The organism is Methanoculleus sp. DTU007 (genome assembly GCF_001512385.1).
GTDB lineage: Archaea > Halobacteriota > Methanomicrobia > Methanomicrobiales > Methanoculleaceae > Methanoculleus > Methanoculleus thermophilus.
On the sequence record NZ_LFRO01000104.1, the window covers coordinates 561 to 15,430 of the forward strand.

The following is a 14,870-nucleotide window of genomic DNA, read 5'->3' on the forward strand; positions in this document are numbered from 1 at the left end:
GTCGGAGTCACATTGACCGTTGGTGTCGGGGTGACGTTCACTGACGGCAGTCCCCCGGTCACGTTGAATGCCTGCTGGACAGGGCTCCCGTTCAGGAGGACCGGCACGTCAGGGCCCGGGAACTCGTGGACGCCAAGTACTCCCTGGTCAAGGTGGAGCATGGCGTAGAGGACCGGCGTTGCCTCCTCGACATCAATTGCAATGGTCACGTTCTCGTTCACACCCGGACTGATCGGGCTGAAACCGATGACCGGCCCCGGGGTTCCGTTCTCGTCTGCGTGAATGTCCGCCCATCCGGGTCGATGAATCGTGGCAGTGTCAACGACCACCGTAGCGTTTTCAATCGACTGGTCGGAGATGTTGATCGCCGGTGTCACGTTCTCTGCTGGCGGTGGAATCCCCGTCGGTGTCGGTGTTACGTTGACCGTTGGTGTCGGGGTCACGTTCACTGTCGGTGTCGGAGTCACATTGACGGCTGCCCCGAGTACAGTCGCATTGACTATCAGCGTATACGAGGCGTTCTCTATGGTGTGGTTAAGAGGTCCGTAAGAGTAGATGATGCTGTCGCCGTCGGTCACGTTCGTCACTGCAGGTCCGGTTGTACCCCGTTCGTCATTTATCCAGTATGTCCAGTTATGCGGAGTGCCGTTCACAATCTCGTTAGAGATGTTCATAATCGACAGGATGCTGAGGTTTCCCTCTTGTGGAGGCAGATCTTCAACAACCTGATACTCGAATGCACCAAGGTTTGAGGCTACGTCAAGGGCTCCAAGCACGCTAATCTGAGGCACCTCATACGTCTCGGTACTGTTAACCGGTGTAATGCTTACAATCTCATCCGGGTTCAGTTCAACAGGCCCCTCCCCGATCAGCACTGCCGTGCTTGCGGCAGCGATTGATAGGAGAAGAACGATGCACAAACTGAACTCTACAGGTCTTCTCATGCATATCCCCCCTTGCGGCCAAGGGGATAATCGTTGTAATATAAAAATATTGTCATAAAAATTTTTTAGTGGATATTAGGTCAAATAAAGGTTTGATCAGAGGCATTTCTACATCCTCATTCATCATGAACAGACACATCAACGGCTGGTCCCCAGCCGTCGTAAAAGCGGACGGCATGTTCTTTTGAGGCATGGGGTTCCGCTTGCAATCCTCGATGACCCGGCTTGCCTCTTACCCCGGCGCAGTTGACGGTTCCGGGTGCCATAGTGGAGCAACTTGCAGTCTGTGCAATAATATCCCCAAAAAAAGAGTAGTTAAGAGAATAATCCGCCTCTTCAGTACCCGGAACCGATACTTGCTGCCATCCCTCCTGGCCGTTTACGTCATTGCACGACTCCCACCAGAGGCTGACTCTCAGTCATCGTCTCTGTCGGGATCGGCGTCATGGTCTGATTTTCGGCTGCTGTCAGGTTCAGGGCCGGAGGCACCAGGACCCGGTCGATGATATGAATCACACCATTGGTTGTGTTGATGTCCATGATGGTGATGGTTGCATTCTCAACCATGACTTCGCCGTCGCTGGTGGTGACGTTTAAGGTCTCACCGGAAAGCGTGTTGAGCGTCGTCATGTTCCCGGCCTCTTCACCACCGAGGAGTCCGCTGATGATCTCGATGACGCCGCCGTCAGACTGGCCTCCTGTCTGGTTCTGGCTCATGTTGGTGAGGTTCGCTGCGGTGTACTCGCCCTCAATAACGTGGTACTGGAGCAGTATAGTCAGGTTCCCGGGTTCGTTCATGAGCTGGGTGACGGTATCATTGCCGAGCGCAATGAACGCTTCATTGCTTGGAGCAAAGACCGTGTACGGTCCCGTCGTATTCAGGGTGTCAGAGAGCCCGGCCGTATCGATTGCTTCGGCCAGCGTTGTCAAATTCCGGTCTTGATTGATGTACTCGACAATCGTCACATTTTCTGTCAGATTGACCGGTTGCCCGGTCTGGCCCACGGGTGTCATCGTTGCATTCTCGTCCCCCACCACTGCCGCCGTCACACCAAGCGGCATTGCCAGAAAGACGAGGATGCAGATGCACAGAGTCATCCATTGTCTCATTCTATCCATCCCCCCTTGGGAGGGGGGATGGATACGTATTCAATTATATAAATCTTATTTATGGTTGTGACCGGGTCTTGGTGATAGATCCGGTGACCGGGGCAATCTTCTCACTCCAGCTGCTAGGGAGATGAGCGGCCAATATCGACTCGTATTCCAGGAATCATTGCATCCGTTGGGATATAAGAGGCTTAGAGGCGTATCAGGACAGTCTTCTCCTCTGTGTACTCCTCGAGCGCCCGGCTGCCGTTCTCTCTGCCTATGCCGCTTGATTTCATCCCTCCAAACGGCACCTCCGGCGGAATCCGAAGATGCTGGTTGACCCAGACAATTCCCGCCTCGAGGCTTTCCGTCGCCCGGGCGATCACATCCGCGCTCCGGGTCCATACTGAGGCCCCGAGGCCGTAACGGCTATTGTTTGCGAGATCAATCGCCTCATCGAGGCCCGAGACGGTCGCTATCGGGAGCACCGGGCCAAAGACCTCCTCCGAGAAGAGGATTGAGTCATAGGGGACATCGGTTACAAGCGTCGGCAGGAAGAAGAACCCTCGTTTGTATGCTTCACCCTCAGGAGTCCGCCCTCCCGTGATGATCGTTCCCTCGTCCTGTTCCCGGGCGGTATCGACCTGGGTGACGACCCGCATGAAACCTGCCCGGTTGTTCAGCGGTCCCATGCTGACGCCGCGATCCAATCCGTTCCCGACGACGATCTCCTCGACCCTCGATTTTAAGTGTCGGATGAATTCATCCGCGATAGAATCAAAGAGATAGAGTCTTTTGACTGCCGTGCAGACCTGACCGCAGTTGTAGAATCGACCCCGGATGACCCCCTCAACCGCCATCCCGATATCGGCATCATCCGCAACGATCATGGGATCGCTTCCTCCGAGTTCCAGTGTGAGGTGCTTCATTGTCGGTGCGGCGTCCATGGCGACCTGCCTTCCTGTCCCGACTTCGCCGGTGAATGAGACCTTCCGAATGCCCGGGTTCCTCGCAATCTCGCGGCCGACGGTCTCTCCCGGGCCGGTGACGATGTTCAAGACGCCGGGAGGAAGCCCTGCCTCTTCGAGGATCTCTGCGAGCCGTATACAGGTCAGCGGGGCAGTGCGGGCAGGCTTCAGGACCATGGTGTTCCCTGCCGTCAGAGCCGCCCCGATCTTCCAGCCCATGATGATCGCCGGCATATTCCAGGGAATAATGGCACCACAGATGCCGAGCGGACGTCTCTGGACTGCAGCGTGGCCGTAGCCCCGGATCTTTAAGTACTCTCCCTGTTCCCTCGCAGAGAGGGCGTGGTAGTATTCAAGAATATTTGCAAATCCGTTGATCTCATCAACCGCTTCGCGGATGGGCTTTCCCTGTTCGGTGGTGAGAAGCGTCCCAAGTTCGGTGTTCCGGCGGCGAACCTCCGTTGCAGCAAAGAGGAGGATTTTTGAGCGAACCCGTGGATCTTTCGTCGACCAGTCCGCGAATGCCTCCCCGGCGGCCTCTACAGCAGCCCTGACGTCGTCCTCGTTACCGAACGGCACCTCCTCGATCAGATCCCCCGTAGCTGGATTACGCACCTCAAAGACCTTTCCGGAGGCTGCGTCACACCACTCACCGTTGATCAGCATCTTCATGGATGATCGTTATGACCGGGGTGGTAATATGTGCTCTGGGTCACCCACGGAACTCACACCGGCACCTGCCGATAGGGATGGCCATCATCGCCGACATCCCCGCAAGAAGGAGAAATGCGGGCAAGAATCCGATCTCTCCTGCGACCAGCCCGGCAAGGGCGGGAAGGACTGTAAACCCTGCGTATGCGGAGGTGTTGAAGAGCCCGGTCATCACACCCTGCTGGATCTTCGTCTCTGCGAGGAACGCAAGGATTGCGACAATGATCACCCCTGTAAGGGCGCCGATGATTGGAAAGGCATAGGGGGTTACGTAACTTGCCCCGACCGCCCCGGCCATAAGGAGCGAGGAGATCCGGATGGTCGGAGCGGGACGGAAGGTGATACGGGGCGCGATGAGCACGGCAACGACGGTCGCAACGTTGATCGTTGCAAGCTGCAGGGCAAGAAGCGACGAATCGTTTCCGCTATACTCCGGGTAGATGGCTGCCACTGCCCCGGTCATCCCCACCAGGACGACTGTTGCCGCAAAGAGCCAGAAGTAGTTTCTGACGATCCCGGCAAGATCCGCTCTTGCGAACGTTTCGAGTTTGCTCTCCCTGATTGCGACGCTCGTCGCAAGCGCGGGGATGGAAAGTATCGTAAAGAGGGCTATCCCCGCGAGGTGGTTATCGAGCGTCGAATCGAGCCAGCCTGTCGCGAGGAGCCCCATGACCAGGCCGAGGTTCTGGGCCGCGACGACGTACCCGCTGATCCGCCCGGATGACGGGTGCGAATTCGCCCACGCGAGTGCCGCTGAGAAGAAGAGGCCGGCCCCGATCCCCTCGATTCCCCGGAAGATGAGGAGGGGAAGGCCAGAGGGGAAGAGCAGGATGAGGACCCCGCTTGCGAGGGTCAGGAGAAGGCCGGCACGGATGAGCGGGACACGGCCGATCCGGTCGCTCGCTATCCCCGCCGGCAACACCGAGATGAATGTGCCCAGAAAGTATGCGGCGTAGACCGCACTCTGGGCTGCCGCCCCATCCGCGAAATCCGGGAGCACGGGAACGACGGCGTTTGATAACGCCATCACCACGAATATCCCGAGAAGGATGGGGAGGCTCCGCAGCATACCTAGATCATGCGGTAGGTCTCGAGATTCATGGGAGAGTGCGTCTCGATGCGGTGCCGCTTATATATGGAACTTGCAAGGTCGATTGTCTTATTCTCATCACCATGGATGGTGAAGATCTTCTCCGGCCGGGGCTGGAGGTGAGCAACGTAGTTCATCAACTGCTTGCGGTCAGAATGGCCTGAGAATCCGTCGACCGTCGCGATCTCAAGATTGATCACGATCGTCTCACGCCATCCGAGCGGGATCTCGCGCCAACCTTTCTGGATCCGCCGCCCGAGCGTCCCCTCTGCCTGATAGCCGACGAAGATGAGCGAGTTGCGCTCGTCGGGACCGAGAGCCTTGAGATACTCCATCACCGGACCACCGTTGAGCATACCGCTCGTCGTGATGATGACGCAGGGGTCGCCTGAGATCACCTTCTCGCGGAGATCCGGCGAATCGACCTGGACGAAGGCCTCGGAGAGGAAGGGGTTCATACCCTCGCGGAAGATCTGGTTTCGAAGGTCGCTATTCAGATACTCCGGATAGGTCGTGTGGATCGCCGTCGCTTCCTTGATCATACCGTCGAGGTAGATCTTCACTGCCGGTATCTTCTCTCGCCGGATCCCCTCTTCGAGGGCAAGCATGACCTCCTGCGACCGGCCGACGGCGAACGCGGGGATGATCACCTTCCCGCCGCGCGTGATCGTCGTCGAGATCATCTCGTAGAGTTTCTCTTCCGCCTCCTTCCTCTGCGGCTGGATATCGTTCGCTCCGCCGTAGGTGCTCTCCATGAAGAGGGCTTCAAGCCGGGGGAAGGACGATACCGCGGGAGAGAAGAGCCTCGTCTTCTGGTAGTTGAAATCCCCGGTGAATGCAATGTTGTAGAGCCCATCGCCGATGTGGAAGTGCGCGATTGCCGACCCGAGGATATGCCCCGCGTTGTGGAAGGTGAGCTTGACATCGGGAGCGATGTCCGTCACACTGCCGTAATTGAGAGTGATGGAGTGCTTTATGTAGGTTTTTACCTCGTTTGAGGTGTAGGGGATCTTATCCGTCTCTTTCCGGATAACATCGAGGTAGTCGAGCTGGAGCATCGCCGAGAGGTCCCTCGTCGGAGGGGTGGAGTACACCGGCCCCTCGTAGCCATACTTAAAGAGGAGGGGGACGAGAGCACAGTGGTCGAGATGTGCGTGAGTAAGGACGACCGCATCGAGCGTGTCGAGGGGGTAGATCTCGGGCACGTAAAGGTACGGCGTCCCGTTCGCGGTGCTCCCTGGCTTCTCGCCGCAGTCCACCAGGATCTTGCTCTCCGGCGTTGATATAAGGAACGCAGCACGGCCGACCTCACGGCAGCACCCGAGCGTGGTAACCCGCAGCCACTGGTCTTTGCTTGTGACCTCCCGGTGGATGCGGCGGCCGATCGCCCGCAGGAATGCCTTGCGCTCGTCCTTCACCGACCGCAGATAGGTGCGGATCTGCTTCACCGTCGCGCTCTCGATTGGCGGCGTTCGGACTACCTTCGGCGTCCAGCCGATCTGCTTTGTGATCTCCCGGAGGGTTATGCCGTTCTTGCCGATGACTACCCCGGGCTTTTCTGCCTCGATCAGGACTTCGCCCGTCTCCGGGTCGAAGAAGAGATCTGTGATCCCGGCGCTTTCTGGAACAACAGCCCGGATCTCCTGGGCCGCCCGTTCAGGGTCTTCGAGAATATTCGGGCGCACGACGATGCGCTTGCGCAGGTCTCGCGCCAATATTTTTATAAGATCTGCCTGGTCGGCAAACAGTTTCGGGTCGTCGGTGTAGATTACAAGTTCAGGGCCTTCAAACTCAACATCTGAGACTGTGATCCCGCTGGGAACGATCTTGTTGATCTGCTCCTTAAGTTCCTGAAGTTTCTCTTCAATCACCATTAAAATCGTCCTAAAAAATGTCAGGTTGTCGAGCGGGCTACCGAGGGTCTCTGCACCCCGCTTTCTATATGTTCTTCGTATTTGTCCTTCGTGATCACGACGAGCATAATATCCTCCCCCGACGCGGAGTCACGGCGCATCGCTGATCGGACAGCGCGAAGGGCGAGGTCTCGCGCCTCATCCTCTTTCATATCGGCATGGTACTGATCTTCGAGCACGCCGTAGGCAAAGGGAGACCCGGAACCGGTGGCGACGATCTCCTCTTCCTTGGTTGCCCCGCCCATGGCATCAACGGAGTAGATGCTCGGTCCCTCATTATCGAATCCGCCTACCAAGAGCTGGACATAGTAGGGATAGTAGCGATTCTGGTTCAAGTAGTTCGAGAGCAGGGTAGATGCTGCACCGACCGACATGGTCTTTCCACGGCGCATCTCAAAGAGGTTGCACTCGACCTGCATGATTCGGACGAGTTGTTGCGCGTCGCCGACGCCGCCGGCAGTGGTCATACCGATCCTCGGCGTGATCTGGTATATCTTCTTGGCACGCTTGCTCGCGATCATGTTCCCCATCGTCGCACGCATCTCAGTGGCAAGGACGACTCCGTTATCAAAGATCAGTCCTACCGTGGTTGTGCCCTTCATAATCTCCTGGGAAATATCAAGCATTGAAGCACCCCTAAAACCATTAAAACGCTTTATCACGCTCAAAAGCGGTTATGCGTATAACGATACCATAAAACATAAATTTATCGTCGTGCCGAATTTTTGGCACGATATGATAAGCATCTATATGTTATATGAATGTTGCCCCTTAATTCTTTCGTAACCCCTGTTGCTCGGGCAGCAGGACTTTGATCAACTCCCGATCGAAGAGCATGGCGATAAGCCGCTTGTTTCCATTGACTACCGGGAGCTGGTCGACTCGGGCGCGCTTCATCTTTAATGCGCACTCACTGACCTCGGAGTTTAAGGGGACGGCAAGAACGTTCTTGACCATTGCATTCTTCACCGGGATTGGGAGCAACTGGATCCTTGAGATACCGTAACTGATGGTGTGCACATCCCGGATACTCTCCCAGGTCCACTCATCGTCATCCGTACCGTTCGAGAAATCGCTGACCTCGACGCCGTCCTCGATACGAGTATGTCTGATGAGGTCCCGTTCCGATATGATACCGGTCAGCGTGCCGTCTTCCATCAGGATGGGAATGGCGTCATAACCGGAGATCTCAAGGATTCGTCCGACAAGCGAGAGGGGGGTCTCTTCCCAGAGGGCATAGGTCTTGCTGACGTAGTTGTCCTTGATCGGTATGTTCAGGCGCATCTGAGCAATAGCACCGATGAGGTCGGCCACGCTGATGAGCCCGACCATTGACCCATCTTCCACGACCGGGAGCCTTCTTATGTTGTGATGCACCATCAGACTGGCCGCCTCAGAGATTGATGCATCAGGCCCGATGACGATCGGGTCAGGTGTCATCAGGAGCCCAAGCTGGGTCTCATCTGTTTTCCGGAGGAGATCTTTTCGGGTGATGATGCCGACGAGTTCACCGTCTTTTAAGACCGGCACACCGCTTATGCCCGTGCGCTTTAAGATCCGCAGGACATCGTCCCGGTTTCCGGGAATCTCGACACAGACGACGTCGGTGACCATGAAGTCCCGAACAAGCATCTGCTGCGAAGAGGTTATGATCTCACCACCGTTGTCGTTATGGGACTGTTGCGCACAACGTACTCGGTCACGCTGCCAAGCAGGAGGCGATCGACGCCGCTCTTACCGTAGGAACCGAGGAAGATGCGGTCGGCACCGAGTTCTTCGGCGAGAGAGATAATCTGTGACCCAGCATGCCCCTGCCGAAGATGAGTGGTAAGCGAAACACCCACTTCATCGGCCTTCTTTCGAGCGGATTTGAGGATATCCTCGCCTTCCTTCTGCAAAACACTATAGATAATCTCGAGTGTGTTGTCCATGGGAAGGGATGAAAAGAGCCCGGATTCGACAACGTAGACGGCATGAACATCGGTGTCCCGACCAACCGCATCATCGAGAGCTTCCTGCAAAGCCCGGTTGGCTGGTTCGGAACCATCTATTGCAACAAGTACCTTACGGAACATACACACCACGCAGAACAGATACTTCTTAAGTGTTTTTCTACTGCATGGTTAAAACGTTTTGGCAAATGAATGATGGATTCAACCGTTTTACAACTGTTGCCCTGATGTCTTTGCTGAAGGAGAGGTTCCCCTTTGCCGGATCGATGACGATAAATGATGCTTTTTGCCTTTCCTCGATATATCCGCTGTTTCCGGCGAGTTGAGCCCCTGCAACGGCGGCGCGAAGGATCTCTTCTGGGGGCGCGCGGTAGATTGTCGCTGTGAATGCCATCTCCGAAAAGAGGTCCGGCTGGACGAACATGACATTATCCGTCCCGAGGAGGAACCTGCCGCCGAGTTCGAGGATACGCTTGATCGGCGGGTGGGCCGACGATGCTGCGACGCCGAGCAGCCAGTTTGATCGCGGGCAGACGGCGATGGGAATTCCCATATCGACGATTTGCCGGAGTTGTGCGTCTGTAGCATGGGTGCAATGGACAAGGAGGTCGGGTTCAAACGCGAGTGCATCATCGATGTCGTTCTGGTTCTTCTCCCCGGCATGAAAGGCGACGAGTTTCCCTGCGGCTCGTGCATTCCTGACGACCTCTTCGGCATTCTTGATATCGTGGACGCTGCTGATGCCCGCACCGTCGCTCACCAGTTCCCCTCCTTCGCGGCCGAGGATGACGGGGCGGCAACAGAGCCCTGCGGCGGCCTCCCGCAGCGCCGCGACTCCTTCGATCCCTCCCTCTCGAAAGTCAGCAAATCCGGCCGTTCCGGCTGCGATCATCGTTATCATGCTCGAACGCATTGCCCGAACGAGGTCATCCCGTGGGGTTGCTGCAAGGATCCTGTGTTTTAAGCCGTTTGGGGGTTTGACGAGGTCTGCGAGGCTCCCATGAGCGGGGAGATCCATCGCCACGGTGTCGCCGAGGTGGGTATGAGCGTTGAAGAGGGCGGGCACGATCCAGCGATCCGGTCTCCGGGAAAGGGGTTCTATCGAGGTTATGATACCGTCCGAGACGGTGATACTCACATCTTCTTCCCTGAGTTCTTCACCAAGGAGTGCCCGACCGGTGACGACGTATGATCTGGTTTCCTGCATCTTGGACCTTTGTTTTATATATTGCGAGGGAGAATATTTCAGTATGGCGAAAAAATCTGGCGGGAGACTGGTATCCTCTGCCGGCCTGGTCAACTACTATGACAGCGAAGACCACCGGGCCATCCATATCAGCCCGAAAGCGGTGATCGCTGTGACCATCGTGACCGGAGTGGCAGTCTTTGTTCTCAATGCCCTCTTCTAATCCTTTTTGCTCTTCAGTGCCGCCCTGATGATATCCTGCTCGGGCGTGAAGTAGACGGTATCGTGTCCGGTCCAGGTCCGGCAGTTTCTAAAGACCACCGCAGGGACTCCCTGGTGGCTCTCGCCCATGACGAAGTTTGCGAAGGCTGCTATCTCATCGACCACTGCTTCCTCGGTGATCTCAAGGACATGGCCGAAGAGATCGGTGTCGCCCCGGTAATCGTTGATCGCAGTCATCCCTGCCCACCCGATAGCAATGCCGGTCTGGCCGCGCCTAAACGACCGACCGCAGGTGTCGGTGATGAGCACCCGGACATTTTTGCCGGTGATGCGGCGGATAGAGTCCCTGATCTCGGCAGCCGCCCCCATGGGATCGGGCGGGAGAATGATGATCCGGCCGTCTTCAACGTTGCTGTGGTCGACACCCGCCCGCACGCCGATATGGCCGGAAGGTAACTCCGATAGGATGAACGGGTACTCAAGCAGGATATCGGCGGACGAGTCCAGCACCGCCTGGACAAAGCGGGGATCTTCCTTGGTCTTTTCCGCGATCCGCACCGCGTCCGCACCGGGGGTGATCGTGGCGAGGTCCCGGGTGAAACCTTTTGACTTTGAGTAGACCGATGAGGCGACGGCGAGGATATCCCCATCCTGAAACGCGACCCGTTCACAGATCAGGGCAGGCAGGTCGTCGCCCTGCTGTATCAGGGGGAGGCCCAAAACTCCGATTACCTGGATATCCATGGAATTCATGGATCAGTGATCGTCTTCACTTCCAGAAAAAGGCTCGGGTTCTCTTGCGGAGGATGACGCGGGATTTTGGGATTATTCGCCCCGGGAAGGGGCGCAACGCATCCTCGAGAGGAGGAGAGCGTTCGGGGCATGATCCCCGAAGGCGCGAGCACTGACGATTCGGAAACGATCAGGGGCCTTCGCGGTGCAACAGGCACAAATGGACGAGACAAGGGGAAAGCCTGGTGGCCGTGACCCGCGGGAACGCGCACCGCTGGTGCTCGATACTGGAAGAGCAACCGGCCGTCTGGAGCAGAGGTTCGCGAAAAGGAGAGACACCTGCGGTGCGACCACGATCACCCGCAGGGCAGCCCCACGTCCTGCTTCAGCCGGAACTCCGGTTCGAACGAGGCAATCAGGTCGAGGTACTGCTCGACGGTCCGGGTGATGAGGAAGTTCTCCCGCACCCTCTCGCGCGCTGCGTGCCCAAGTTGCTTGCGGAGATCAGGGTCGCGGAGCAGCTGAACGATCCTCTTTGCCGCCTCATCGACCGAGGAGACCAGAAACCCGGTCTCTCCATCGCGAATCTGGTAGCGGATGCCGCCGACGTTCCCCCCGATCACCGCTGCACCCTTCCACATCGCCTCCGATACTGTCAGCCCGAACCCCTCCCGGAGGGACTTTTGCAGGACGACCGCCGCCCGCCGCTGGAGTGCGTTCACAAGTGCTCCGTCCTGGACGCTCATCACGATGACCCGCTCGCTACGGTGGGCGAGAAGCGATCGGTAGACCTCGGCCCCCTCCGGATCGTCGGTCGCAACGTTCCCGACAAGAACCAGGGTGCACTCCTCCTCTTTTCGCGCCATCTCAAACGCCTTGATAACCCCCACAGGGTCCTTCCAGTGATCGAACCGTGAGATCTGCACAACCAGAGGGAGATCTGTCGGGATACCGTAATGTTCGAGGCGCTCGTCAATGGCGCTCTCCGAGAGTTCCCGGTTCACGATGGAGAAGGGGTCGATCCCGGGCGTGAAGAAGACCTGCGGTCTCTTGAGATCCAGGCGGTACTCTCCGCAGGAGAGGACGATGGCGTCGTACTTCTCTATGAACGGGACGAGGTAGTTCCAGACCTCCCGGTTCGGCGCAGTCAGGTCAAGGTGGCAGCGCCATACCCAGGGGCTCTTCTTCCGGTAGTGGGTGATCAACGGGAGAGGCTGGGGGTCGTGGACGAAGACCACGTCGTGGTCGAGGTGGTTGCGCACCGCGTTCTCGTAGACGACACGCTCGTAAATCTCCTTCTTGCGGTCGGTCAGGTTGATCTCGGCCCCCTGGAGGGCGTTATGAAACTTCTTTGTCACGCTGAAGAAGTCCGGGGGGCCGTGAACGACGCGCCACCCGGTCTCTATGCCGAGACTGTTCATCAGAAGCGTCAGGGATGCAAGGATCTGCGAGACCCCGCCGCCGTAGTACGTGGAGTTCATGTGCATGACATGAAGGTCGTGGAGCGGTCGTGCCTTCGCCTTGATACGGCGCACGGCCTCTTTCCCGATAAACGGCTCATAGTCGTCGATTGTGTGGATCGCGTTCATCCTGATCGCCCTCCCCCTCCTCGCGATCACTCTTATGCATAGCGGCAAATTCCTCTCCTTTCGCCCCCGGCACCAGGTGCCCGGGCCCCCCTGTTCAATCCTGCACAACCGTTATATGGGTGTCGCGGCACCCACCAGCGAGGAGGCCCATATGGTAGAGATATCAGGATCTCGGGGCGACCTGCCGGGCAGGCACGAGTCGTACTGGATGGCCACTACGGCGCAGACATCTCATCCCCCTCTGTCGGGGGATCTGGAGACCGATGTCGCGGTGATCGGCGGCGGGATTGTCGGGATCACCACCGCCCTCCTGCTCAAGCGGGCAGGCTACATGGTCACCGTGATCGAGGCGGACCGGATCGCCCGGGGGGTGACGGGCCGCACGACGGCAAAGATCACGTCGCTCCACCGGCTCATCTATGCCGAGCTCATCGATCGGTTCGGGAGCAGCCAGGCGAAGCAGTATGCCGACGCGAACCAGGCGGCGATCGAGATGGTCGCATCCCTCGTCCGGGAATACGATATCCCCTGCGACTTTGTCAGGAAACCGGCCTACACCTATGCGGAGTCTGAAGAGGAGCGTGATCTGGTCGCGGCGGAAGCGGATGCGGCACGAAGCCTCGGCCTTCCGGCGACGTTTGTGGAGGACGTCCCGTTGCCGGCCAGAACCTACGGGGCGGTACGGTTCTCAGACCAGGCGCAGTTCCATCCATTAAGATACCTCCTGTACCTTGCTTCCCTGATTCCGGGCGACGGGAGCCGGATCTTTGAGAAGACCCGGGCGCTCGAGGTCCAGGACGGCGGCGGATGGTGTGCGATCCGGACGGAGAACGGGATTATCACGTCCCGGGCGGTGGTCCTTGCGACCCACTACCCCTTCTACGACAGCCCCGGGTTCTACTTTGCCCGGATGGAGCCCTCGCGCTCCTACGTAATCGGGGCCCGGATCGACGAGCCGTTCCCGGAGGGAATGTTCATCAACGCCGATGGGCCGGTCCACTCATGGCGCTCACAGCCCGCCGAAGGGGGTGAACTCGTGCTCGTCGGCGGCATGGAGCACCGGACCGGCGAGCAGGTGGACACACGGAGGCACTACCGCGACCTTGAGGCCTACGCACGGTCGGTCTACCCGATACGGTCCGTCGACTACCGCTGGTCAACGCAGGACTACATCACCATCGACGGCGTCCCGTACATCGGACCGCTCGCCGACGGCCACGAGAACGTCTACATCGCGACCGGATTCCGGAAGTGGGGGATGACCAACGGCACCGCGGCCGCGATGATCCTTGCCGATATGATCCTGGGGCGCGCGAACCCCTGGGCGGAAGTCTATGCCCCCGACCGGTTCAAGCCCGCAGCATCGGCCCGGCGGTTCCTCGTCCATAACATCGAGGTGGCCGAGAGATACATCGGCGGCGTGATATCCCGGCCGGCCGGGGATCTCCGGGACGTTGCACCCGGCGAGGGGAGAATCCTGATGATCGAGGGCGAGAAGACCGGGATCTTTCGAGACCACGAGGGGCGGGTCCACGCGGTCAATCCCACCTGCAGCCATCTCGGGTGCATCGTCGCCTGGAACAGCGCCGAAGAGACCTGGGACTGCCCCTGCCATGGTTCCCGCTACGATCCCGACGGGAAGGTGATCCACGGTCCGGCGGTGAGGGATCTTAAGCCGCGGGGTGGGTGAGAGGGCAAGAATATTGAGAGATGACGGAGGAGAGACCCAACTCGCACCAGTCCACTCACACTTGATCTTCGGTTTGCCTGGCACGGATTTCGTGGGGGTATCGCCACGACTGCCCGCCCCCTTTAGGGGTCGGGAGGAGCGCGAAGCGCGGGTGGTGGGGGTTACAGAGATCTATCACTCCGTGGAGACAGGGGAGGGGGGATGCTCCCCCCGCACCTAGCGGTGCTTGAACTCCGGGCGTTCCGCCCGTCGTTCCTCGAAACTCATCGAGTTTCTCAAGCTCCGCTCTTTCAGAGCGTCGCACTCCCCTGAAACCCTCCCCCATATGGCGATTGCCCCCCGGTCCACTGCACCGGGCGGTGCTCCTGCCCCGTCCTTGGCAAAATGCTGCAACTAAAAACCTTCGCCGATCACTACATGGATTCATTGTGGCATCAGAAAACTCCGGATGGATAATTATAAATCCCGCCACCCGCACACTCCCATTAACCATGTACCTCGTCATCCGCTGCCCGGGTTGCCGAACCTTCACCTATGTGGATCGCTATCAGCGCTGGAGGCTCTGTCCGATGTGTGGTGAGGCGATCAACGTAGGACAGGTGCCCGTTTACCTGGATGCAGATGACTTTTTGGATGCAGAGCAGGTGGTGAAGCAGCTCGAGGCGTATCTGCACCGGACCGGGAAAAAAGACTTGACGGATCAGGATATCCAGCAGTTGCGGACCCAATACGCCAGATGGGTGAAGAACCGGACCTGATCACCAGAGATGCCCGCAACCGG

14 protein-coding genes are annotated in these 14,870 nt (G+C 58.2%); 3 read left to right on the forward strand and 11 right to left on the reverse strand.

What is annotated here, in order from left to right:
- The 9 genes from ACI94_RS10690 to ACI94_RS10730 form a co-directional block, all read right to left on the reverse strand.
- On the reverse strand, window positions 1-776 hold a 776-nt coding region (locus ACI94_RS10690; RefSeq protein WP_286681407.1), incomplete at its 3' end, for a hypothetical protein.
- A 552-nt stretch (window positions 777-1,328) separates the two neighbouring features.
- Window positions 1,329-2,042 carry a fasciclin domain-containing protein gene (locus tag ACI94_RS10695; RefSeq protein WP_224732756.1) on the reverse strand — a complete coding sequence of 238 codons (714 nt, stop codon included), beginning with the start codon at window positions 2,040-2,042 and terminating at the stop codon, window positions 1,329-1,331.
- 203 nt (window positions 2,043-2,245) lie between these two features.
- Window positions 2,246-3,676: an aldehyde dehydrogenase gene (locus tag ACI94_RS10700; RefSeq protein WP_066954015.1), complete on the reverse strand. Its 1,431-nt coding sequence runs from the start codon at window positions 3,674-3,676 to the stop codon at window positions 2,246-2,248.
- Window positions 3,677-3,716: 40 nt separating this feature from the next.
- A complete protein-coding gene (locus ACI94_RS10705; RefSeq protein ID WP_066954018.1) occupies window positions 3,717-4,784 on the reverse strand; it encodes an MFS transporter in 1,068 nt (355 codons plus the stop codon).
- Window positions 4,785-4,786: 2 nt separating this feature from the next.
- Window positions 4,787-6,679 carry a beta-CASP ribonuclease aCPSF1 gene (locus ACI94_RS10710; protein ID WP_273259014.1) on the reverse strand — a complete coding sequence of 631 codons (1,893 nt, stop codon included), beginning with the start codon at window positions 6,677-6,679 and terminating at the stop codon, window positions 4,787-4,789.
- Between the two features lie 20 nt (window positions 6,680-6,699).
- Window positions 6,700-7,344 (reverse strand): archaeal proteasome endopeptidase complex subunit beta, encoded by a 645-nt coding sequence (psmB, locus tag ACI94_RS10715; protein WP_066954023.1) that lies wholly within the window; start codon window positions 7,342-7,344, stop codon window positions 6,700-6,702.
- Window positions 7,345-7,489: 145 nt separating this feature from the next.
- Window positions 7,490-8,350 carry a CBS domain-containing protein gene (locus tag ACI94_RS10720; protein ID WP_273259013.1) on the reverse strand — a complete coding sequence of 287 codons (861 nt, stop codon included), beginning with the start codon at window positions 8,348-8,350 and terminating at the stop codon, window positions 7,490-7,492.
- A gap of 14 nt (window positions 8,351-8,364) precedes the next feature.
- Complete coding sequence (locus tag ACI94_RS10725) at window positions 8,365-8,793, reverse strand: universal stress protein (protein WP_066954029.1); 429 nt, start codon at window positions 8,791-8,793, stop codon at window positions 8,365-8,367.
- A gap of 37 nt (window positions 8,794-8,830) precedes the next feature.
- Entirely contained in the window at window positions 8,831-9,877 is a 1,047-nt protein-coding gene (locus tag ACI94_RS10730) for an amidohydrolase family protein (protein ID WP_066954033.1), read from the reverse strand.
- 43 nt (window positions 9,878-9,920) lie between these two features.
- Between ACI94_RS10730 and ACI94_RS10735 the strand changes: the two genes are divergently transcribed.
- Entirely contained in the window at window positions 9,921-10,079 is a 159-nt protein-coding gene (locus ACI94_RS10735; RefSeq protein WP_066954036.1) for a preprotein translocase subunit Sec61beta, read from the forward strand.
- Here the strand turns inward: ACI94_RS10735 and ACI94_RS10740 are convergent.
- Window positions 10,076-10,822 carry a coenzyme F420-0:L-glutamate ligase gene (locus ACI94_RS10740; protein WP_066954039.1) on the reverse strand — a complete coding sequence of 249 codons (747 nt, stop codon included), beginning with the start codon at window positions 10,820-10,822 and terminating at the stop codon, window positions 10,076-10,078. The two genes, ACI94_RS10735 and ACI94_RS10740, sit on opposite strands and share 4 nt — an antisense overlap.
- A gap of 344 nt (window positions 10,823-11,166) precedes the next feature.
- Entirely contained in the window at window positions 11,167-12,399 is a 1,233-nt protein-coding gene (locus tag ACI94_RS10745; RefSeq protein ID WP_066954042.1) for a glycosyltransferase, read from the reverse strand.
- Window positions 12,400-12,550: 151 nt separating this feature from the next.
- Between ACI94_RS10745 and ACI94_RS10750 the strand changes: the two genes are divergently transcribed.
- Together ACI94_RS10750 and ACI94_RS10755 are read left to right on the forward strand one after the other, a co-directional pair.
- On the forward strand, window positions 12,551-14,089 hold the full coding sequence (locus ACI94_RS10750) for an FAD-dependent oxidoreductase (protein ID WP_286681408.1): 1,539 nt from the start codon (window positions 12,551-12,553) through the stop codon (window positions 14,087-14,089).
- A gap of 491 nt (window positions 14,090-14,580) precedes the next feature.
- Window positions 14,581-14,847 carry a DUF1922 domain-containing protein gene (locus ACI94_RS10755; RefSeq protein ID WP_066954048.1) on the forward strand — a complete coding sequence of 89 codons (267 nt, stop codon included), beginning with the start codon at window positions 14,581-14,583 and terminating at the stop codon, window positions 14,845-14,847.
- Window positions 14,848-14,870 lie beyond the last annotated feature (23 nt).